The 18921-nt window shown below is 47.3% G+C and carries 19 protein-coding genes and 1 pseudogene; 12 read left to right on the top strand and 8 right to left on the bottom strand.

Annotation, left to right across the window (positions count from 1 at the left end; translation table 11 throughout):
* The first annotated feature begins 7 nt into the window (after positions 1–7).
* From BBB58_RS13610 to BBB58_RS13595, 4 genes are read left to right on the top strand one after another with little or no spacing between them, the layout of a single operon-like run.
* The gene (locus BBB58_RS13610) at positions 8–1114 is read left to right on the top strand and encodes an ABC transporter ATP-binding protein (protein WP_074037705.1); all 1107 of its coding nucleotides are present in this window, start codon (positions 8–10) and stop codon (positions 1112–1114) included.
* Complete coding sequence (locus BBB58_RS13605) at positions 1101–1922, top strand: ABC transporter permease (protein WP_015880886.1); 822 nt, start codon at positions 1101–1103, stop codon at positions 1920–1922. Before BBB58_RS13610 ends, BBB58_RS13605 begins: the two co-directional genes overlap by 14 nt.
* Positions 1919–2713, top strand: a complete 795-nt coding sequence (locus BBB58_RS13600) for an ABC transporter permease (protein ID WP_074037704.1) — start codon at positions 1919–1921, stop codon at positions 2711–2713. The genes BBB58_RS13605 and BBB58_RS13600 overlap by 4 nt, the downstream gene beginning before the upstream one ends.
* The gene (locus BBB58_RS13595) at positions 2710–3780 is read left to right on the top strand and encodes an ABC transporter substrate-binding protein (RefSeq protein ID WP_074037703.1); all 1071 of its coding nucleotides are present in this window, start codon (positions 2710–2712) and stop codon (positions 3778–3780) included. The genes BBB58_RS13600 and BBB58_RS13595 overlap by 4 nt, the downstream gene beginning before the upstream one ends.
* 40 nt (positions 3781–3820) lie before the next feature.
* Here the strand turns inward: BBB58_RS13595 and BBB58_RS13590 are convergent, their stop codons facing one another.
* From BBB58_RS13590 to adh, 3 genes are all read right to left on the bottom strand, one after another.
* Positions 3821–4546 carry a nuclease-related domain-containing protein gene (locus BBB58_RS13590; protein ID WP_074037702.1) on the bottom strand — a complete coding sequence of 242 codons (726 nt, stop codon included), beginning with the start codon at positions 4544–4546 and terminating at the stop codon, positions 3821–3823.
* A 119-nt stretch (positions 4547–4665) separates the two neighbouring features.
* The gene (locus tag BBB58_RS13585) at positions 4666–5028 is read right to left on the bottom strand and encodes a DUF779 domain-containing protein (protein ID WP_015880890.1); all 363 of its coding nucleotides are present in this window, start codon (positions 5026–5028) and stop codon (positions 4666–4668) included.
* Between the two features lies 1 nt (position 5029).
* A complete protein-coding gene (adh, locus tag BBB58_RS13580; RefSeq protein ID WP_074037701.1) occupies positions 5030–6550 on the bottom strand; it encodes an aldehyde dehydrogenase in 1521 nt (506 codons plus the stop codon).
* 220 nt (positions 6551–6770) lie between these two features.
* On the opposite strand from adh, the gene BBB58_RS13575 reads away from it, so the two are divergent.
* The gene (locus tag BBB58_RS13575; protein ID WP_074037700.1) at positions 6771–7304 is read left to right on the top strand and encodes a YceI family protein; all 534 of its coding nucleotides are present in this window, start codon (positions 6771–6773) and stop codon (positions 7302–7304) included.
* Positions 7305–7330: 26 nt separating this feature from the next.
* On the opposite strand, the gene BBB58_RS13570 is transcribed toward BBB58_RS13575, so the two are convergent.
* Entirely contained in the window at positions 7331–8314 is a 984-nt protein-coding gene (locus BBB58_RS13570) for a metal-dependent hydrolase (RefSeq protein ID WP_015880893.1), read from the bottom strand.
* Between the two features lie 88 nt (positions 8315–8402).
* Between BBB58_RS13570 and mutY the strand changes: the two genes are divergently transcribed.
* The 4 genes from mutY (at position 8403) to BBB58_RS13550 (ending at position 12269) form a co-directional block, all read left to right on the top strand.
* Positions 8403–9437 carry an A/G-specific adenine glycosylase gene (mutY, locus tag BBB58_RS13565; protein ID WP_074037699.1) on the top strand — a complete coding sequence of 345 codons (1035 nt, stop codon included), beginning with the start codon at positions 8403–8405 and terminating at the stop codon, positions 9435–9437.
* The gene (locus tag BBB58_RS13560; RefSeq protein WP_074037698.1) at positions 9424–9849 is read left to right on the top strand and encodes a hypothetical protein; all 426 of its coding nucleotides are present in this window, start codon (positions 9424–9426) and stop codon (positions 9847–9849) included. Before mutY ends, BBB58_RS13560 begins: the two co-directional genes overlap by 14 nt.
* Positions 9850–9938: 89 nt before the next feature.
* Entirely contained in the window at positions 9939–10481 is a 543-nt protein-coding gene (ntdP, locus tag BBB58_RS13555) for a nucleoside tri-diphosphate phosphatase (RefSeq protein ID WP_015880896.1), read from the top strand.
* A gap of 39 nt (positions 10482–10520) precedes the next feature.
* The gene (locus tag BBB58_RS13550) at positions 10521–12269 is read left to right on the top strand and encodes an ABC transporter ATP-binding protein (RefSeq protein WP_074037697.1); all 1749 of its coding nucleotides are present in this window, start codon (positions 10521–10523) and stop codon (positions 12267–12269) included.
* A 34-nt stretch (positions 12270–12303) separates the two neighbouring features.
* Here the strand turns inward: BBB58_RS13550 and BBB58_RS13545 are convergent, their stop codons facing one another.
* The 3 genes from BBB58_RS13545 to BBB58_RS13535 all read right to left on the bottom strand — a co-directional run bounded on the left by BBB58_RS13545 (position 12304) and on the right by BBB58_RS13535 (position 15400).
* Positions 12304–12699: a thiol-disulfide oxidoreductase DCC family protein gene (locus tag BBB58_RS13545; protein WP_143180258.1), complete on the bottom strand. Its 396-nt coding sequence runs from the start codon at positions 12697–12699 to the stop codon at positions 12304–12306.
* 53 nt (positions 12700–12752) lie between these two features.
* Positions 12753–13985, bottom strand: coding sequence for an MFS transporter (locus BBB58_RS13540; RefSeq protein ID WP_074037695.1), 1233 nt, complete (start codon positions 13983–13985; stop codon positions 12753–12755).
* Between the two features lie 116 nt (positions 13986–14101).
* Positions 14102–15400 (bottom strand): glutamate-1-semialdehyde 2,1-aminomutase, encoded by a 1299-nt coding sequence (locus BBB58_RS13535; RefSeq protein WP_074037694.1) that lies wholly within the window; start codon positions 15398–15400, stop codon positions 14102–14104.
* Between the two features lie 191 nt (positions 15401–15591).
* Between BBB58_RS13535 and perR the strand changes: the two genes are divergently transcribed.
* Positions 15592–16023, top strand: coding sequence for a peroxide-responsive transcriptional repressor PerR (gene perR, locus BBB58_RS13530; RefSeq protein WP_031421138.1), 432 nt, complete (start codon positions 15592–15594; stop codon positions 16021–16023).
* 36 nt (positions 16024–16059) lie between these two features.
* On the opposite strand, the pseudogene BBB58_RS13525 reads toward perR, so the two are convergent.
* A pseudogene (locus tag BBB58_RS13525) lies at positions 16060–16419 on the bottom strand (YgzB family protein).
* 169 nt (positions 16420–16588) lie between these two features.
* On the opposite strand from BBB58_RS13525, the gene BBB58_RS13520 reads away from it, so the two are divergent.
* Both BBB58_RS13520 and BBB58_RS13515 read left to right on the top strand, forming a co-directional pair.
* Positions 16589–17461, top strand: a complete 873-nt coding sequence (locus BBB58_RS13520; protein WP_074037967.1) for a nucleotidyltransferase-like protein — start codon at positions 16589–16591, stop codon at positions 17459–17461.
* A 39-nt stretch (positions 17462–17500) separates the two neighbouring features.
* Positions 17501–18673, top strand: a complete 1173-nt coding sequence (locus tag BBB58_RS13515) for a substrate-binding domain-containing protein (protein WP_074037693.1) — start codon at positions 17501–17503, stop codon at positions 18671–18673.
* Positions 18674–18921: the final 248 nt, after the last annotated feature.

The following is an 18921-nucleotide window of genomic DNA, read 5'->3' as shown; positions in this document are numbered from 1 at the left end:
AAACAGCATGAATGCAGAGACAATTATTCGCTTTGACCACGTGTCAAAGCGTTACGACGACACAGTCGTCCTTGAAGATATTAGTTTTGAGATTGAGCGTGGGAAGTTTTATACGCTTCTCGGTCCATCGGGATGTGGGAAGACGACGATTTTGCGTCTCATCGCCGGATTTACCGATGCGACCGAAGGAGGTATTCACTTCAGCGGGAAACGAATCAACGATGTGCCGGCTAATAAACGACAAGTGAATACCGTGTTCCAAGATTATGCGCTGTTTCCTCATTTAAACGTATTTGAGAATGTGGCATTCGGTCTCCGGATTAAAAAATTGAAAGAAGCAGATGTGAAAGCGAAAGTGGAGCAGGCTCTCAAGTTTGTTAACTTAGAAGGATACGGCTCGCGCGAAATCGATGAGATGTCAGGTGGACAGCGCCAACGTGTCGCCATCGCCCGCGCAATCGTAAATGAGCCGGAGGTCATTCTCCTTGATGAACCGCTCTCTGCCTTAGACTTGAAACTTCGTACGGAGATGCAATATGAACTTCGTGAGTTACAGCAACGTCTTGGCATTACCTTTATTTTCGTCACACACGACCAAGAAGAGGCGCTCGCCATGTCGGATGAGATTTTCGTCATGAACAACGGGAAAATTGTTCAGAGTGGGACACCGACTGATATTTATGATGAACCGATCAACCGTTTCGTTGCAGACTTTATCGGTGAATCCAATATCGTGCCGGGTGTCATGCCGGAAGACAATGTCGTCACGTTTGCTGGTAAAACGTTTGACTGTGTTGACCAAGGATTTGACCGCAATGAAAAAGTTGAGGTCATCATTCGTCCGGAAGACTTAGAGATGACATCGGTCGATGCAGCGAAACTCGTTGTCGACGTCGATTCTCAATTGTTCCGAGGTGTCCACTACGAGATTTGCTGTTATGACCAAGAAGGAAACGAATGGCTCGTCCACTCGACGAAGAAATCAATCGTCGGATCAAAAATCGGATTGACGTTTGACGAAGAAGCGATTCACGTCATGCGACTAGGTGAAACAGAAGAAGAATTTGACCGTCGTCTCGAATCCTACGAGGAGGTCCCTCATGAATCAAACTAATCAGACCGCAAAGACGGTATATTTGACGACCTATTGGATTTGGATCGCCTTGTTCGTCATCGCACCACTCGTCCTCGTCGTCTATTATTCCTTTTTTGATATCGATGGGAATTTGAGTTTAGAAAACTATCAGACGTTCTTCACGTCGACGTATTTGTCGATGACGCTCTCGTCGTTCTGGTATGCGTTTCTCATTACGTTCTTCTCGTTACTCGTCGGGTATCCGACGGCATACTTGTTGACGAAGACGAAGCATAAACAGCTTTGGCTCTTACTCATCTTGCTGCCGTCATGGATTAACTTGTTGTTAAAGGCGTATGCGTTCCTTGGAATTTTTGGGACGTACGGGATTACGAATCAATTTTTAGAAGCCATCGGTATTGGGACGAAACAGATTCTATTCACCGATTTCAGTTTCGTCTTTGTTTCGGTATACATCTTCATCCCGTTCATGATTTTGCCGATTTACAACGCCATTGAGAAGTTACCGCCATCACTCGTCTACGCATCCCGTGATTTAGGTGCATCGAACTGGACGACATTCCGACGTGTCATCTTCCCGTTGACGCTTGACGGCGTCAAGTCAGGGATTCAAATCGTCTTTATTCCGGCATTATCGCTCTTCATGATCACCCGACTCATCGCCGGGAACCGGGTCATCACACTCGGTACAGCGATTGAACAACAATTCCTTGTCACACAAAACTGGGGGATGGGCTCGACGATTGCCGTCTTCCTCATCTTGGCGATGGTTCTTGTCATGGTCGTCACACGTGACTGGGGTGCGAAAGGAGCGGTTCGTCGATGAAACGTAAACGATTCAAATTATCAAATCTATACTTGGCGGCCGTGTTCTTCATCTTGTATGCGCCAATTCTATATTTGGTCTTCTACTCGTTCAACAGTGGCGGAACGATGAGTAACTTCGAAGGGTTCACCCTCGAATGGTACAAGTCGCTCTTCACGGACACGAGACTTCTCGTCATCGTCTTGAATACGATTGTCATCGCACTGCTCTCGGCGACGATTTCGACCGTGCTCGGTGTCATCGGGGCACTCGCCATCTATACGGCGAAACAAAAGTATACGAAGACATCCCTCTTATCATTGAACAATGTCTTGATCGTTAGCCCGGACGTCATCATCGGGGCGTCCTTCTTGATTCTCTTTACGATGCTTGGGATTCAGTTAGGCTTTTATTCGGTCCTCTTGTCGCACATCGCTTTCTCGGTTCCGATTGTCGTCATCTTGGTGTTGCCAAAACTCCAAGAGATGAGTCCGACGTTGATTGATGCGTCACGTGACCTTGGTGCCAGTACGTGGGATGTATTGACGAAAGTCATTCTGCCATATATCACGCCAGGGGTATTTGCCGGTTTCTTCACGGCACTCACCTATTCGTTAGATGATTTTGCTGTTACATTCTTCGTGACAGGGAACGGCTTCACGACGCTCGCCGTAGAAGTTTATTCGCGGGCACGTCAAGGCATCTCGCTTGAAATCAATGCGTTGTCTGCGATTCTATTCGTCTTCACGCTCATCCTTGTCATCGGATATTATGTGTTGGCGCAACGAGGATCAAAGGAGGTTAGACGATGAAAAAACTAGTCATCATGTTGGCGATCCCATTAATCGTCAGTTTCGGTCTCCTTCTTTGGATTCAGCAACTGAATGCTGCGCAAGGATTCGGCGGCGACAACACACTGGTCGTCTACAACTGGGGAGACTATATCGATGAAGAATTGATTGGTGAGTTCGAAGAGCAGAGCGGGTTGAAGGTCGTTTATCAAACGTTCGACTCGAACGAAGCGATGCTCACGAAAATTGAGCAAGGCGGGACGGCCTTTGATGTCGCCGTTCCATCCGATTATGCGATCAGTAAGATGAGAGAGGAGAATCTTCTTCTCCCAATCGATTACGATAAACTCGAAAACTTTGATAATATCGATCCGCGCTTCCTCGATAAATCGTTCGACCCGGGTAACAAGTACTCGGTTCCTTATTTCTGGGGCACGGTCGGGATCGTCTACAATCCTGAACTAGTCGATGGTGAGATCACTTCATGGAACGACCTGTGGGAAATGCCGCTCGAGAACGACATTCTCCTTGCGGACGGGACACGTGAAGTGATGGGCTTCGGCCTGAACTCGCTTGGTTACTCCCTCAATACGACGAATAAAGATGAGTTGATTGAGGCGGAGCAAAAGTTGGAAATGCTTTGGCCGAACATCAAAGCCATCGTCGGAGACGAAATCAAAATGCTGATGGCGAACCGTGAAGCAGCGGCAGCCGTCGTCTGGTCCGGCGATGCGTCAGAAATCATGTATGAGAATGAAGAACTGACGTATGTCATTCCGGAAGAAGGCACGAATCTCTGGTTTGATAACCTCGTCATCCCAAGTACGGCACAAAACGTGGACGGGGCACATCAGTTCATCGACTTTATGTTAGATGCTGATATTGCGGCACGTAACACGGATTATGTCGGATACTCAACACCGAACGAAGCGGCTCTCGAATTCTTGGATGAAGAAGTCACATCGGATGAACGGTTCTACCCGTCTCGTGAAGTGACGCAGGACCTTGAAGTATATGAAAACCTAGGGAAGCGCATGAACGCTTACTATAACGAGTTGTATTTACGCTTTAAAATGCAGAGTAAATGACGAAACATCCCCGCGCTCATCTGAGTACGGGGATGTTCGTTTATTGCTTGATCGTCGACTTGATGTCTTCGATATGTTTCAAAGCGACAGTCGTGTCGACTTGTGTGAAGGAGCGTAAGATTTCGTATAGTCGGACTTGCTCATCAAGATCGAATACAAAATCCTGATAGGTGATCAGCTCTTTGATCCATTTTTGGCGATTGAGCACAGGGACCTCGGTAGATTCAATTTTTTTGAGCGTCGAACGATTGCTGAACACGATCCATGAGTGGAGATGGATTCGGTCCACTCCAAGCACTTGCTCGATGGCTTTGAGATGCAATTCATTTTGCTTGATTGGATTGAAGAAGCGTTGTTTTTTACGGCGGGGGAGTGTCTGCGTCCAGTATTGGTCACGTGCCCGACCGAATATCCAACCGCTATAGTTTTTAGACTCGATGACATGTACCCCGGATTGGTTGATTAAAATGACATCGATCTCAGTGGTTCGATCTTTTTTAGAAGGATGGGGGAGATACAGATTTGTCAGAATCAACGGTTGGAAGAACTTTGACTCAATCTCCGCCACACATAAGTATTCTCCGAATAGACCGGTGTCTTGGACCACTTTGAAGTAAGAATGTCGAGTTTGTTGAGAATACTGACTGTTTTGATAACGTTTGACCTTGTAGAGGATGATAAGTGTGAGGACGAGAAAAATGGGTGCGAATATGCTAATCAAGGTGACGAAAATACCTTCGAACAATTCTGTTAGTAGTGAAGCCATCAAATCCCTCCCTTTGTATCCACTATACAAGAAGCGAGATGATTCATATGTATATTTTTTACAATCGAGGATAATCGTTTTTTACATCATAAAGGACCCATCGAAATGGGTCCTTTTGCTTAGGTTTCATGCTTCAGCGCCTCACGCTCTTCTTCTGTAAAGACTCGAGAACGTCCTAAAAATCGTTTCCCTTCGACACCTTCAAGGGAAAACATACCACCTCGACCATCGACCACATCGATGATCAGTTGTGTATGTTTCCAATAATCATATTGTTTCTCATGGATATAAAATGGCGTCTCGCCGATTTCACCGAGAAGAACATCGTGGTCGCCCACCATGAACTCGTCACGTGGGAAACACATGGGAGAGCTCCCGTCACAACATCCTCCTGACTGATGAAAGAGGAGGGGACCGTGTTTTGATTTGAGACGTTCGATGAGTTCGAGCGCGGCGGGGGTGGCCTCGACTCGTCTCACCATCTTAGAAGAACCCGAGCTTTTGTTCGCTGTAGCTGACGAGCATGTTTTTCGTACGTTGATAGTGACCGAGCATCATCTTATGGTTCTCACGACCGATTCCGGACATTTTGTAACCACCGAATGCAGCATGTGCCGGATAGGAGTGGTAACAGTTGATCCAGACACGTCCTGCTTGAATTTCACGACCGAAACGGTACGCACGGTTCATGTCACGAGTCCACACGCCTGCCCCGAGTCCATAAAGCGTATCGTTCGCGATGGCGAGTGCTTCCGCATCATCTTTGAATGTCGTCACGGATAAGACCGGTCCGAAAATCTCTTCTTGGAAGATTCGCATCTTGTTATGACCTTTGAAGATGGTCGGTTGAATGTAATACCCATCCGCGAGCTCTCCGTCCATCATGTTGCGCTCTCCACCGATTAGACACTCTGCGCCCTCTTCTTTCCCGATTTGGAGATAAGACAGGATTTTTTCCATCTGTTCGTTCGACGCTTGTGCACCCATCATGACATCGGCATCGAGTGGGTTACCGAGCTTGATTGCTTTGACGCGCTCTAGCACGCGTTCCATGAACTTGTCATAAATCGACTCTTGAATCAAGGCGCGAGATGGGCATGTACAGACTTCCCCTTGATTCAAGGCAAACATGACGAGCCCTTCGATTGCTTTGTCGAAGAAATCGTCATCCGCTTCCATGATGTCGGCAAAGAAGATATTTGGTGACTTCCCACCGAGCTCAAGCGTGACAGGGATGATGTTTTGAGAAGCGTACTGCATAATGAGGCGACCTGTCGTCGTCTCACCGGTGAAGGCGACTTTATCGACACGGTCACTCGATGCGAGTGGTTTTCCTGCTTCGAGACCGAAACCGTTCACGATATTGATGACACCAGGTGGTAATAAATCTTCGATGAGTTCCATGAGAACCATGATTGAAGAAGGTGTTTGTTCTGCCGGCTTTAAGACGACACAGTTTCCGGCAGCGAGTGCCGGTGCGAGTTTCCAGACCGCCATCAAAATCGGGAAGTTCCATGGAATGATTTGAGCGACGACGCCGAGTGGCTCATGGAAATGATAAGCGACTGTATCGTGGTCGAGTTCACTGATGCCGCCTTCTTGTGAGCGGATGACCCCTGCGAAGTAACGGAAGTGGTCGATGGCGAGCGGAAGGTCAGCGTTGAGCGTTTCCCGAACTGCCTTCCCATTTTCCCATGTTTCCGCATAGGCGAGCATTTCAAGGTTCTCTTCCATGCGGTCTGCAATTTTATTCAAGATGACAGAACGTTCCGTGACAGACGTTTTGCCCCAATCCTCTTTGGCTGCATGAGCGGCATCCAAAGCAAGTTCAATATCCTCTTTCGTTGAGCGGGCGACTTCACATAATACTTTCCCATTTACAGGAGATGTGTTTTCAAAGTATTCTCCACCAGCCGGTGCGGTCCACTTTCCGTTAATGTAGTTCTCATAACGGTCTTTAAACTGTACTTTCGTTCCTGCTGAGTTCGGTACTTCATAAATCATGATCGTTCCTCCCTTTTCATACGAGATAGAGGAGTTATGTATGCGCTTACATTTTTCAGTAAGCGAACGACTCCCTTTTTTCATCGTAACGGTATGATGTGATAAAAGTCAAAATTTTTCGACAATAATTTGTCAATCTTTTGTAAAAACGTTTTGAACTCAAGATTTGTGGAAATGACTAGACTGTACACATTAATTTATCCATAAGGAGTGAGTCACGATGGCTAAGACATATCAAATTGACCCGGCGCATAGTTCGATCACGTTCACGGTCAAGCACATGATGATTTCCAAGGTGAAGGGCGAGTTTAAAGAATTTGATATTAAGGCGAACGGTGAGCCGAGCGATCTAGCGAATGCGAGTGTGAAAGTGACGATTCAGGCAGCATCGATTGACACCAATAACACAGATCGGGATAACCACCTTCGTTCAGGCGATTTCTTCAATGCCGAGGAACATCCGCATCTCGTCTTTCATTCAACTTCTTTCCGTTCAAAAGGGGGCGGAGAATTCGAAGTGACAGGGGATTTAACGATTCGAGGAACGACTCGGGAAGAGACGTTCGAAGTGGAGTATGAAGGGAGCGCCAAAGACCCATGGGGCAACACGAAACACGCCTTCTCCGGAGAAGGGTCGCTCAACCGTGAGGACTATGGATTAACGTGGAACCAAGCGCTTGAGGCGGGCGGTGTCCTCGTCGATAAGAAAGTCAAATTCGAGTTCGAGCTCCAATTCACTGAATCGGAGGCATAAGAAAAGTCGCTCAGGTGAGCGACTTTTTATTGTTCGTATACCAATTTTTTCTGAAGACTGTCTTCGCTAAACACCCAACCTGTAAAGGATGACAACACGTCATTCGTCTGCTCGTCGACGATGACGACCGCAACGAACGGATACATGTTTTTAGAGAAATAACGCAAGTTTGTAAAGCGGTATTCGATCATCCCGTTATGACGTGTCACGGTGTACGTGTGAATTTTAGAAAACTCGAGGAACGCCTGTAAGTCTGCATTTTTCCGAGCCTCTACGAAATGGAGATCTTCTTCTCCTGGCATCGGTTTGTCGCGGAAGCGACCACATTCGATGACTTTGCCTTTTTTTACTTTTACGGCTCCGAGACCATCACGGAAACGGACGGCGACATGCCAGTCATCCCAACCGATTCCTGGAGAGATGAACAATTCATGTGCCCCTGCAAAGTGTCTCGCCACGGTAGCGAGCGCGCGGTTACGTAATTTAAACTGAATGGCATAGTAACTGATGACAAGCGCAATGAGCAGTGCAAAAATAGGGACAGTCGCACCCGTTATCATCCATAATGCATATGCACCGTAATAAGCGGAGAACAAGTACGGATCAAACGTCCCGATTACGCCCCAGCCGATCCATTTTTTCGAAAAAGGTTGTAGCGCTTGCGTCCCGTAGGCATTAAATAAGTCGACCGTGACATGAAGCAACACGGCGATTTGTGCCATGACCCATAGGGAGGCAGGATTGACACCGAGGACCGTCCCTATGACAGCGCTGACGATGATTGGCCAAGCGAGAAGCGCGGTGATTCCATGTGAACGACCACGATGCTGGCGTAAATACGTACTATTTCCTTTTAACTTAAAGACGGTGTCGAAGTCTGGTGCGTGCGAGCCGACGAGAGCCGTGGCTGTCATCGCTAAAAACAGTTGTGCATCACCTGACACTTCTGGGCTGAGCGTCGCGATGGCACTTAAACCAAGTCCCATACCAATGTGTGTCGCAGTATCCAATGTGCGTCAGCACCTCCATCAATAATTAAAGAATTACGTCATCTATTCTTATTTATCATACAATATTTTTAAAACGAGGGGAAACACAATGCTTAATCTTGATAAATTGTTCACAAATTATAATATTCACCATTTCAACGAGGAACTCGTCACGTGGTTTAATCGCGAAAAGCGTGATTTACCTTGGCGTCATGCGAAAAATCCTTACCGTGTGTGGGTAAGTGAAGTGATGTTGCAACAGACACGAGTCGATACGGTCATCCCATATTACAACCGGTTCATGGATCGCTTTCCGACGCTCGAAGATCTCGCAGCTGCTGACACGGATGAGGTCGTAAAGTATTGGGAAGGGCTCGGTTACTATTCTCGCGTCCGGAACTTACACGAAGCGGTCAAAGAAGTCGCTTCTGTTTACGAGGGGATTGTCCCGGAGGAGAAGGAACGTTTCGAGAAATTGAAAGGGGTTGGACCATATACGACGGGAGCCGTACTATCGATTGCGTACAATCAACCGGAGCCGGCTGTGGATGGAAACGTCATGCGCGTGATGTCCCGTCAATTCGGAATCTATGACGACATCGCACTGCCGAAGACACGCAAAATCTTCGAACAAGTCGTTCGTCGATTGATGGACCCGACTCACGCATCCGATTTTAACGAGGGCGTGATGGAGTTGGGTGCTACGGTCTGCACACCGAAAAATCCGATGTGCTCGCTCTGTCCCGTGCAAGACACGTGTTATGCATATGCGCATCATGTACAAGATGAGCTACCGGTCAAAACGAAGAAGGGAGCAGCACGTGTCGAAATGTATGACGCGCTATGCATCGAGAAAGACGGAAAAATCGCATATGAACAACGACTGGACAAAGGATTGCTCGCTGGGATGTGGCAATATCCGCTTATGGATCGAGGAACGGGGGAACAACTTAACGGAACGTATCTCGGGCAAGTGAAGCATGTCTTCTCTCATATCGTTTGGTATATCGATTTATATCGTGTCGATACGCTTCCGACGGATGACGTCGTCTGGCTAGACGCTTCGGAACGCGAGGTGAAGACGGTTTCTGTTGCTCAACAAAAATTAGAACGATTGGTAGGTGACGAACGTGAGACGATTTGATGTAGAGTCGACATATGATACGACAGTAGATGTGCTTTGGGATTTGTTACAGGATGCCTCGCTTTTGACGAAGCTGACAAAGTTTCCTAAAGTACGCTTAGAGGGGGACGGCGCCTCGGTCGAAGGGAATGAAGTGAAGTTGTTCGTTGGGGTCGGTCCGGTGGAACTACCATGGACCAGTGCCATCATCGTGGTGGGAAACCAAGCATTCTGCGATCAAGGAAAGACGTTACCGTTTCCGTTCAAGCGGTTCACACACGTGCATCGGGTTGAGTCGCGTGATGGTAAGGCGGTCATGATCGACGAAGTAACGTTCGATAGCTATGTTCCGAACATACTCGTCGAGTATTTCGTGCTTCGTCCGATGTTCCAAGAACGGACGCGGGCCTTCCAAAAAACACTAAATTCATGAAAATAAGAGATTTCCTTTTTCATTGGTTCTGAAAGTCGCTATAATTAAATATGAGAATTGTATAGCATCATAGCGGAAAGGAGGAGCTTATGAGCTTATTTCCCAAAGCAGGTAGCAAAATCGAGATACAGAGCTACAAGCACAACGGAACTTTGCATCGCGTTTGGGAAGAAACGCTCGTCCTTCAGTCGTCAAAAACGGATATGATCGGATTCAATGATCGCATCATGGTCAGCGAGTCAGACGGTCGGCAATGGAGAACGCGAGAGCCGGCAATTTGCTACTTTTCATCTGAGTATTGGTTCAATGTCATCTGTATGATTCGCGAAGACGGGATTTACTACTACTGTAATCTAGGTTCGCCGACTACATTTGATGGGGATGAACGTGCCATCAAATATATCGATTACGATTTGGACATCAAGGTGTTCCCGGATATGTCGTACACGATTTTAGATGAAGATGAATATGAGCGGCATCGTCGCGAGATGAATTATCCGAAAGCGATTGATCGAATCTTGAAGCAGAACGTGCAAGAACTGATCAACTGGATTCGAGGACGGAAAGGGCCGTTCAACCCAACATTCGTCGATGAATGGTATCGCGAATACGAAGCACGTTACCGGAGATGATTCCTCATCTCCGCTTTTTTTCTTAAGTCAGGAGGCATTATGGGTAGTATTAAACGTTATTTGCAGTTTGTTCGTCCGTATAAGAAACAAATTGCCCTTACCATTTTCGTCGGGATTTTGAAGTTTTCCATCCCGCTCGGATTACCGTTACTTTATAAATATGTCATCGATAACTATTTGACGGACGACGCGCCGAGGCAGGATTACACGACGCTCGTCTGGTTGTTCAGCATCGTTTTCTTCGTCTTCTTGGTCCTCAAGCCACCGATCGAATACTTGCGTCAATATTTGGCGCAGTGGGCCGCAACGCGTGTCTTGTTCGATGTGCGGAACCGGTTATTCGACCACGTCCAAAAGTTGTCACTCCGCTATTATTCAAACAATAAGACGGGACAAATCATTTCACGGATCATCAATGACGTCGAACAGACGAAAGACTTCGTCATCACCGGGCTGATGAATATTTGGCTCGATATGGTCACCATCCTTATCGCCATCGGGATCATGTACACGATTGACCCGCAACTCACATTGATTGCGATTTTACCACTTCCGTTTTATGCGATCGCAGTCCGCTATTTCTATGGGCGGTTGCGTCGTTTGACGCGTGAACGGTCGGCGGCACTCGCTGATTTACAAGGGCATTTGACAGAGCGCGTCAACGGGATGGCGGTCATTCGGAGTTTTGCGCTAGAGCCATATGAGAATAAGGCATTTGAACAACAGAATGGTGGTTTCCTGAACGCGGCACTTAAACATACGAGTTGGAACGCCAAGACGTATGTCGTCGTATCGACCATCACCGACATCGCGCCAATCCTCATCTTCACGACGGCATCGTGGCTCGTCATTCAAGAAGCGGTATCGCTCGGGACGCTCGTCGCGTTCATCGCGTACATCGACCGACTCTATGCACCGCTCGGTCGTCTCGTCAACTCGGCGACGACACTCACGCAGTCGGTCGCATCGATGGACCGTGTCTTTGAGTTTTTGGATGAAACATATGATATCGAAGAGAAATCGAACGGGTTCGTCCCGTTGTCGACAGCAGGTAAAATCGACCTTGAGCATGTGAGCTTTTCGTATGAACAGGACGGGGCACGAGCGTTGAACGATGTGAACCTTCAAATCCGCTCTGGTGAACGCGTGGCGTTTGTCGGAATGTCCGGTGGAGGGAAGTCGACACTCGTCAGTTTGATTCCGCGTTTCTATGACGTGACGGATGGAAGCATCAAAATCGACGGCGTCGATGTGCGTGATTTCAAATTACGTGCACTTCGTGATCAAATCGGAATGGTCATGCAGGATTCGGTCCTCTTCAGCGAATCGGTCGCGATGAATATTCGGATGGGGAAACCGGATGCGACGGATGAAGAAGTCATCGCGGCGGCCAAGGCGGCGAACGCCCATGAGTTTATCTCGAAATTACAGGACGGGTATGCGACACCGGTCGGGGAGAAAGGTGTCAAACTGTCTGGTGGACAGAAGCAACGGCTTGCGATTGCACGTGTCTTTTTGAAGAATCCACCAATCTTGATTTTAGACGAGGCGACGAGTGCGCTTGATTTAGAAAGTGAAGCGATGATTCAAGACTCGTTGGCCCGTCTGACGAAAGGGCGGACGACGTTAATCGTTGCCCACCGTTTGTCGACCATTACGGACGCCGATCAAATCGTCGTCGTGGATAACGGTCAAATCATGGAGACGGGTACGCATGAAGAGCTGATGCGTCGTCGCGGGGCGTATTACGACCTGTATATGATTCAAGATTTAGCTGTAGTTGAATAATGAAAAAAGTCGAGTCCCTATGGGCTCGACTTTTTTAGCGGTCTAAAAATCGTTTACGAACATCTGGTGAAGGGAGTGTGCACACTTCCTTCTTTCCAAATAGACGTGTCCGATATTTGGCGAACAACGTATATCCATGATCACGAATCGGTCTAGGTATGAAACGAATGAGTCGAAGCAGGCGCCAACGGCCATCAAGGTGTTCGGCAATTCGAATCGCAGCGTCTGATTTTAAGTAAGGAACCCCTTCCTCAATATAGACGATGCTGTCGACTGATTCCGGGATCCGGTGTCGTGCTCGGAGCGACTGACCGACCTCGCTTTGGAGCGAAGCAAAGTGAATCGAGGCGTGTCGATCATGACGAATGATGAACTGAACACTGGCATCACAGAAGTTGCAATCGCCATCAAATAAAACAATCGCAGGCAAGTACTTCGCCTCCTTCATCGTACTGTTTTACCGTTTTGTCTTCATGTTAAACGTCAAGCAGCGAGTTGGCGAGCAGGTTGCATCTTGTAGAGCGATACATAATACAAGTAAGCACCGAGAGCACCGAAGACAAACATGTAACCGCTCATCAAGACCGGACCGATGAACGCGCCGACGACAATTCCTGCCGCAGCAACCAACTTGGCTCCATGGAATGTGAGCCCGCCGAACGCAAGGTAGGAAGCCCGGCGTTCAGGATCGAGGAGGTCAACCTGTTTCACTTGCCGAATCGGAGAGTAGAGGAGTTCGCCGATTGTGAAGATGATTGCGAGTGTGGCCAGGACGATAAAGGAGTTCATCGAGGTAATGGCGGCGTATGCTGTGATATATAACGATAAGCCAATGAAAAACACGGTCTTCTCTTTGAAACGTTTGACGAAAGCGGTGACCGCAAACGTGATGGCGACGACGAGCAAGGTGTTCTCTAGTTGCATAAACGCCATCATGCGAACCCCATCAAAAGGTATTCCGAGAATTTGACGACTTTCGAATGACTCTGCTAAATGGACACCGATATAGTTCGCCATATGAAACTCGGTCGAAAAGACGAGCATACTTCCAAATACGAATGTGATCCAACGGCGGTCACGTAACGCGATTTTGTAGTTTTCGATGACGCCATGAATCGGGTTTGACGGTGTTGAACGATTGCCGGTGTATGTGTCGACCAAATAGCGTTGAAGGACGATGGTGGTCACAGTGAGAATGACCGTCATACCAATGAAGAGGGCGAAACGATGGTCGCGATAGAAGGCACCGCCGAGCATGACGCCTCCGGCGATAGCCAAGTTGACGAGCCAGTAGTCATACACGTAGATGGCTTTTCGATTCGATTCTTCCATGGAGTCGATGACGATTGCCTCAAGTGCCGGATAGTTCAATCCGTTCGAAACGGCATGTCCGAAGTAGAGGATGGCGACGACGAGTGCCCAGTTATTCGATGGGTGAATGGCGATGGTCATCCCAAGAAAACAGATGATTTGAATCACCTGGCCAATTTGTAAGACAACCTTCCGATTGAACCGATCGGAAAAGTACCCACCGAATAGACCGGTCAAGTAACCGACGATAACGAATGAGGTCATGATGATTCCAGCGGGGACTTTCCCCAACTCTTCTGAGAAATAGAGTGCCATGAATGGGAAAATGGCTGATCCGACGATTCGAATACAAAATCCGCAAACGAGTCGCAAGCGGACATTTAATGGAAAATCTTTAAATTTCATATGGTGAGCACCTCCTTGGTTCTACTGTAATGGGGGACAGTACATGATAAAAAGAGACACTTTTTTTAAAGATGTCCCCTTTAACAAAAAAAGAGATGCTCGCGCATCTCCCTCTCTTACAATTGAGCAAACGAGCGGTGGACCGCTTCGATTGTCTCTTCGATATCTTGTTCCGTATGCTCTGTCGTCAAGAACCAGGCCTCATATTTCGATGGAGCCAAGTTCACGCCATTCTCAAGCATCAACTTGAAGAAGCGTCCGAACTTCTCACCATCTGACTTTTCCGCACCTTCATAGTCGGTGACGATTTCATCCGTAAAGTAAACGGTAAGGGCACCTTTTAAGCGGTTGATCGTGATCGTGACGTCATGCTTCTCCGCTGCCTCACGGATGCCGGCTTCCAGTTTCGCACCGAGAGCATCTAACTTCTCATAGACACCAGGTTGCTCGAGCACTTCCAGGCAAGCAATCCCTGTCGCCATTGAGGCCGGGTTTCCGGCCATCGTGCCGGCTTGATATGCAGGTCCGAGTGGAGCGACTGTCTCCATGATTTCAGCCTTCCCGCCGTAAGCACCGATTGGTAGACCACCACCGATGATTTTACCAAGTGCCGTCATATCCGGTTCGATGCCATATACTTGTTGGGCACTTCCGTAAGTGAAACGGAACGCCGTGATGACCTCGTCATAGATGACGAGTGCGCCGTGTTCATGTGTGATGTCATTGACAGCTTGGAGGAAACCTGGCTTCGGTTCGACGATTCCGAAGTTCCCGACAATCGGTTCGACGAGGACACATGCGACCTGGTCTCCCCATTCTTTCATCATCTCGCGATACGCTTCGACGTCGTTGAACGGGACGGTGATGACTTCTTTGGCAGTGGCTTTTGTCACACCTGCAGAGTCCGGAGAACCGAGTGTCGCTGGACCACTACCTGCCGCAATCAGCATGAGATCCGAATGACCGTGATAACAACCGCTGAATTTCACAACGAGTTCACGACCGGTGTAAGCACGGGCGACTCGTACTGTCGTCATGACGGCTTCCGTCCCCGAGTTCGTGAATCGTACCTTATCCATCGAAGGGATGGCTTGTTTTAGTTTCTTCGCAAATTGAACCTCGAGACGGTGTGGCGTCCCGTATAATAAACCTTTTGAAGAAGCGTTCATAAGCGCTTCGTGAATGTGTGGATGGGCATGGCCGGTAATGATTGGACCATATGCCGCCAAATAATCGATGTAACGATTGCCGTCTACATCATAAAAATAGGCTCCTTCGCCGCGTTCCATATAAACGGGGGCGCCGCCACCAACCGCTTTAAATGAGCGGGATGGACTGTTGACACCTCCGACGATGTGAGTGAGTGCATCTTGGTATAATGCATCGGATGACTGACGATTTGATGAAGTAGTCATATGTATTGCCTCCTTATTCAAATTCGCACTTATTGTATCATAGCCGTCAACCGCATAAGCTCAGTGTTTGACGAGTAGTTGAGAAATCAGTACACTATTTATAAAGATTACTATGTAAGAAATAAGTTAATGTCCAAAACTATTTCGCATGAATTTTATAGAAGAAATGAGGGATTGACGTGGGAAGCGAAATGCTTGACCATGCTGTTCAGTCGCTCCGAGAACATGGAGTCAGAATGACGCCTCAGCGCCAGGCCATTTTGGAGTACCTCGTCACGGAGCATAGTCACCCGACAGCGGATGACATTTATAAGGCACTTGCCGCACGGTTTCCAAATATGAGTGTGGCCACTGTATATAACAACTTGCGCGTTTTTAAAGAAGTGGGTCTCGTTCAAGAGATGAACTATGGGGACGCCTCGAGTCGTTTTGACTTTGTGACGTCGAAGCACTATCACATCATCTGTGATACGTGTGGAAAAGTCGTCGACTTTAACTATCCTGTATTAGATGAAATCGAATCGGTTGCATCTCAATTGACTGGATTCAAAGTTGATCGTCACCGTCTTGAAGTGTACGGAACGTGCCCGTCTTGTCAGTCTGAACAATCGCAAACACATTAAAAAACCACATCCGAGCAGTCGGATGTGGTTTTTGTGTTAGTCCGTTTGTTGTGACTGACGTTTGTTGTATTTCTCATCGAACTCTTTACCTTCAAGTGAGCGGTCGATTGTGAGCGGTTCGTCGCAATGCATACATAAGTCGACGCGTCCGAGCATCTTCGTCTCTTTTTCACAGTTCGGTCAAGTCACGATGATGGCTTTTGTCGAGGCCATCCCGACGATGAAGTAAAGGGCAGAGCTCGCAAGTACCATGACAAATCCGAGAAGCATGAAAATAATCATGAGCCAGGTGATGGATTTGGCGAGAAGGCCGAGATACATGACCCCGATCCCACCGAAGATAAGAAGTAATGCTATATTACGTGCGCGGTTGATTTTGTTCCCCCGTTTTTTCATGAGTGAATCCCTCCAATAGTCTGTCTCTATCATAGCTCATCTTCAAACGAGTGAGAAGTTCCTGCACTTTTTCGGCAGGAGTTTTTTGAAAAGAGGGCGAAATTGGTTCGTATCGAAAATGACAATCGTCATATATAGTCAACTTGCGATTGGGAGAGAAGGGGTCCAGATGACGATGGAATATGCGACTCGCACCATTTACTCAGAATATGCTGCATTAAAAACGACACTCGGGATTATTGAAGTGAAGAAAAAGCGGGCACGTGATCCGTTGACGGATCAATCGGATCGCCTGCTCATTGTGATTGAAGCAAAACCAGAACCGTTTTGGACGGTGAAACACTATCATGTCGGTCAAGAAAAAATTGTCCTGCACGTAGTCAGTGACTCGATGATGGATCGGTGGATTGTCTTGAATGAAAATCGGCGAGCCATTCATTGGATTGAAGACGGAATCGTCTTGTTCGAACGAAATGGGTACATTTTAGAATTACGACAGCGCAACCGTAATTTAACGAATCGGGAACAACGTTTACAACTCTCGATCTCTTTCGCAAAGTTGTTGCGTCGGTTTGAAGACGGACGTTATCTATTTTTAGAAGGGGAGTTCCAAGACGCCTTCACTCAGATTCATCATGCGCTCACTCACCTGGCACGCCTCTCGATTCTTGAGGCGGGGATTCATCCGGAAATCGTATTGTGGGAACAGGTACGAGCCATTGACCTCGAAATTTATAAGCTGCACGATGAATTGGTCGGAGGCCAAGAATCGCTTGAACAGCGCATCCACCTTGTCGTCATTGGCATGGAACATTTGATTCAATCGAAAGTGTTGCCGGGGACGTTGTTATTACTTCAGACGATGCAGGAGAAAGGCGGCGCGTGGACGTTCTCAGAATTGATGGAACATCCGAATTTGAATGAGCTCCGTGTCGACCTTGGAAGCATCATTGGTTTTTTAGTGAAAAAAGGGTATGTTCGAACGGTCACGAGACCGACGAAAGGGGTCGGGGTAGAGGCAGTGCTTTATGAGATTGCTTAACTTCCCTTTCCTAGGAACAATGAGGAGAAAATCAGTTATATGAAACTATTGAAATTTAGCGTGGGAACCGTCTTTATTTTATTTGTCACGATTGTGATTTCTGTCTTTGTCGCCCTTTTTACGATGGGAGACCCCATCACACTTGGGCGACCGATTATTTGGACGATATGGTATATGGCCGTTCTACTAATCATATGTATGGGACTCTATGATTTTTCTTTTTTTTTAAAACAAAAGATTCGAAAAGTTCTCGGCTGGGGTGCGTTAGTCGGTGCTGTCCTCTTCGCTTCTGTGAAAGGATATTATATGTATCAAGATAGTTTGAAGATTGAGGAACGCGGTGTGGAGTTGATGGATTATCAGCCGTTCACGGATTCAGAACAATTGGCGAGACTCGATCACGAGGCTTCGGTGAAGTTTGAGGAAGGTTTGCCGCGATTAGATGGAGCGACAGCGCTCTATCCGATGTACGCTTCATTCGTAGAAGCAGTCTATCCGGACTCGGAAACGTATGATCCATATAATGATCAAACGAGTAAAGTCGTGTCGACGACAACACCGGAAGCGTACAGCCGACTGATGAACGATCAGACCGACTTGATTTTCGTCGCTGGTCCATCTGACCGTCAACTGAAGGTTGCGAAACAAAAAAACATTTCTTTACATATGACGGCGATTGGAAGGGAAGCATTTGTGTTCTTCGTCCATGAAGATAACCCGGTCGATTCTTTGACGATGGAACAAGTTCGGGGGATTTATTCAGGAGACATTCGGAATTGGGAAGAGGTCGGCGGCACCTCGGAAGCCGTTCGAGCTTTCCAACGTCCTGAGGATAGTGGCAGTCAAACGGCGTTACAAAAGATGATGGGCGAACAAAAGCTCATGGAGGCGCCAGTAGAAGATGTTCCTGAAGGGATGGGTGGAATCATTCAACAAACTTCATCGTATCGGAACCATAAAAATGCGATTGGATTTTCATTTAGATACTATGCGACAGAAATGGTGCATGACCATGAAATCAAGTTACTTCGTATAGATGGAATCGAACCGACCGTTGAAACGATTCAGGATGGATCGTATCCACTGACTTCTGAATTTTATGCGGTGACTACGGAAGAGAAAGCAAAGCAATATGAAGAATTTCTAAAATGGCTCGAAAGCGAGGATGGGCAGACGTTAGTGGAGAAGACGGGCTATGTTCGTCTCGATTAATACAAAGCAGAAGGTTTACTTTTCATCATGTTGATGGGAAGTAAATCTTTTTTAGTTTTTATTGTTTTTTGTTTTTTCGTAGTGGTAAATAGAGATTATAGTTATAAACGTTGTCACGGCAAAAGATTATTTCAGAAAAACAATTTGTGAAAAAGTTGTTGACGAAAACAATCGAAACGTGATAGATTAATGAAGTCGCCAAGAGCGGCAGACGAACTTTGAAAACTGAACGATGAGGCAAAAATAAG

Source organism: Exiguobacterium profundum (assembly GCF_001909285.1).
In the GTDB taxonomy this organism is placed as follows: Bacteria; Bacillota; Bacilli; order Exiguobacteriales; family Exiguobacteriaceae; genus Exiguobacterium; species Exiguobacterium profundum.
Note: the sequence above shows the minus strand (reverse complement) of the source record. Positions and strands in the feature narration are given on the sequence as shown.

Bases quoted from the DNA above. Each gene is read 5' to 3' on its own strand.
- adh (WP_074037701.1), bottom strand. From the start codon at position 6,550: ATGATTTATGAAGTACCGAACTCAGCAGGAACGAAAGTACAGTTTAAA.
- BBB58_RS13540 (WP_074037695.1), bottom strand. From the start codon at position 13,985: ATGAAATTTAAAGATTTTCCATTAAATGTCCGCTTGCGACTCGTTTGC.
- mutY (WP_074037699.1), top strand. From the start codon at position 8,403: ATGCTTAATCTTGATAAATTGTTCACAAATTATAATATTCACCATTTC.
- BBB58_RS13515 (WP_074037693.1), top strand. From the start codon at position 17,501: ATGAAACTATTGAAATTTAGCGTGGGAACCGTCTTTATTTTATTTGTC.
- BBB58_RS13590 (WP_074037702.1), bottom strand. From the start codon at position 4,546: ATGGCTTCACTACTAACAGAATTGTTCGAAGGTATTTTCGTCACCTTG.
- BBB58_RS13595 (WP_074037703.1), top strand. From the start codon at position 2,710: ATGAAAAAACTAGTCATCATGTTGGCGATCCCATTAATCGTCAGTTTC.
- perR (WP_031421138.1), top strand. From the start codon at position 15,592: ATGCTTGACCATGCTGTTCAGTCGCTCCGAGAACATGGAGTCAGAATG.
- BBB58_RS13585 (WP_015880890.1), bottom strand. From the start codon at position 5,028: ATGGTGAGACGAGTCGAGGCCACCCCCGCCGCGCTCGAACTCATCGAA.
- ntdP (WP_015880896.1), top strand. From the start codon at position 9,939: ATGAGCTTATTTCCCAAAGCAGGTAGCAAAATCGAGATACAGAGCTAC.
- BBB58_RS13520 (WP_074037967.1), top strand. From the start codon at position 16,589: ATGACGATGGAATATGCGACTCGCACCATTTACTCAGAATATGCTGCA.
- BBB58_RS13550 (WP_074037697.1), top strand. From the start codon at position 10,521: ATGGGTAGTATTAAACGTTATTTGCAGTTTGTTCGTCCGTATAAGAAA.
- BBB58_RS13605 (WP_015880886.1), top strand. From the start codon at position 1,101: ATGAATCAAACTAATCAGACCGCAAAGACGGTATATTTGACGACCTAT.
- BBB58_RS13535 (WP_074037694.1), bottom strand. From the start codon at position 15,400: ATGACTACTTCATCAAATCGTCAGTCATCCGATGCATTATACCAAGAT.
- BBB58_RS13610 (WP_074037705.1), top strand. From the start codon at position 8: ATGAATGCAGAGACAATTATTCGCTTTGACCACGTGTCAAAGCGTTAC.
- BBB58_RS13575 (WP_074037700.1), top strand. From the start codon at position 6,771: ATGGCTAAGACATATCAAATTGACCCGGCGCATAGTTCGATCACGTTC.
- BBB58_RS13600 (WP_074037704.1), top strand. From the start codon at position 1,919: ATGAAACGTAAACGATTCAAATTATCAAATCTATACTTGGCGGCCGTG.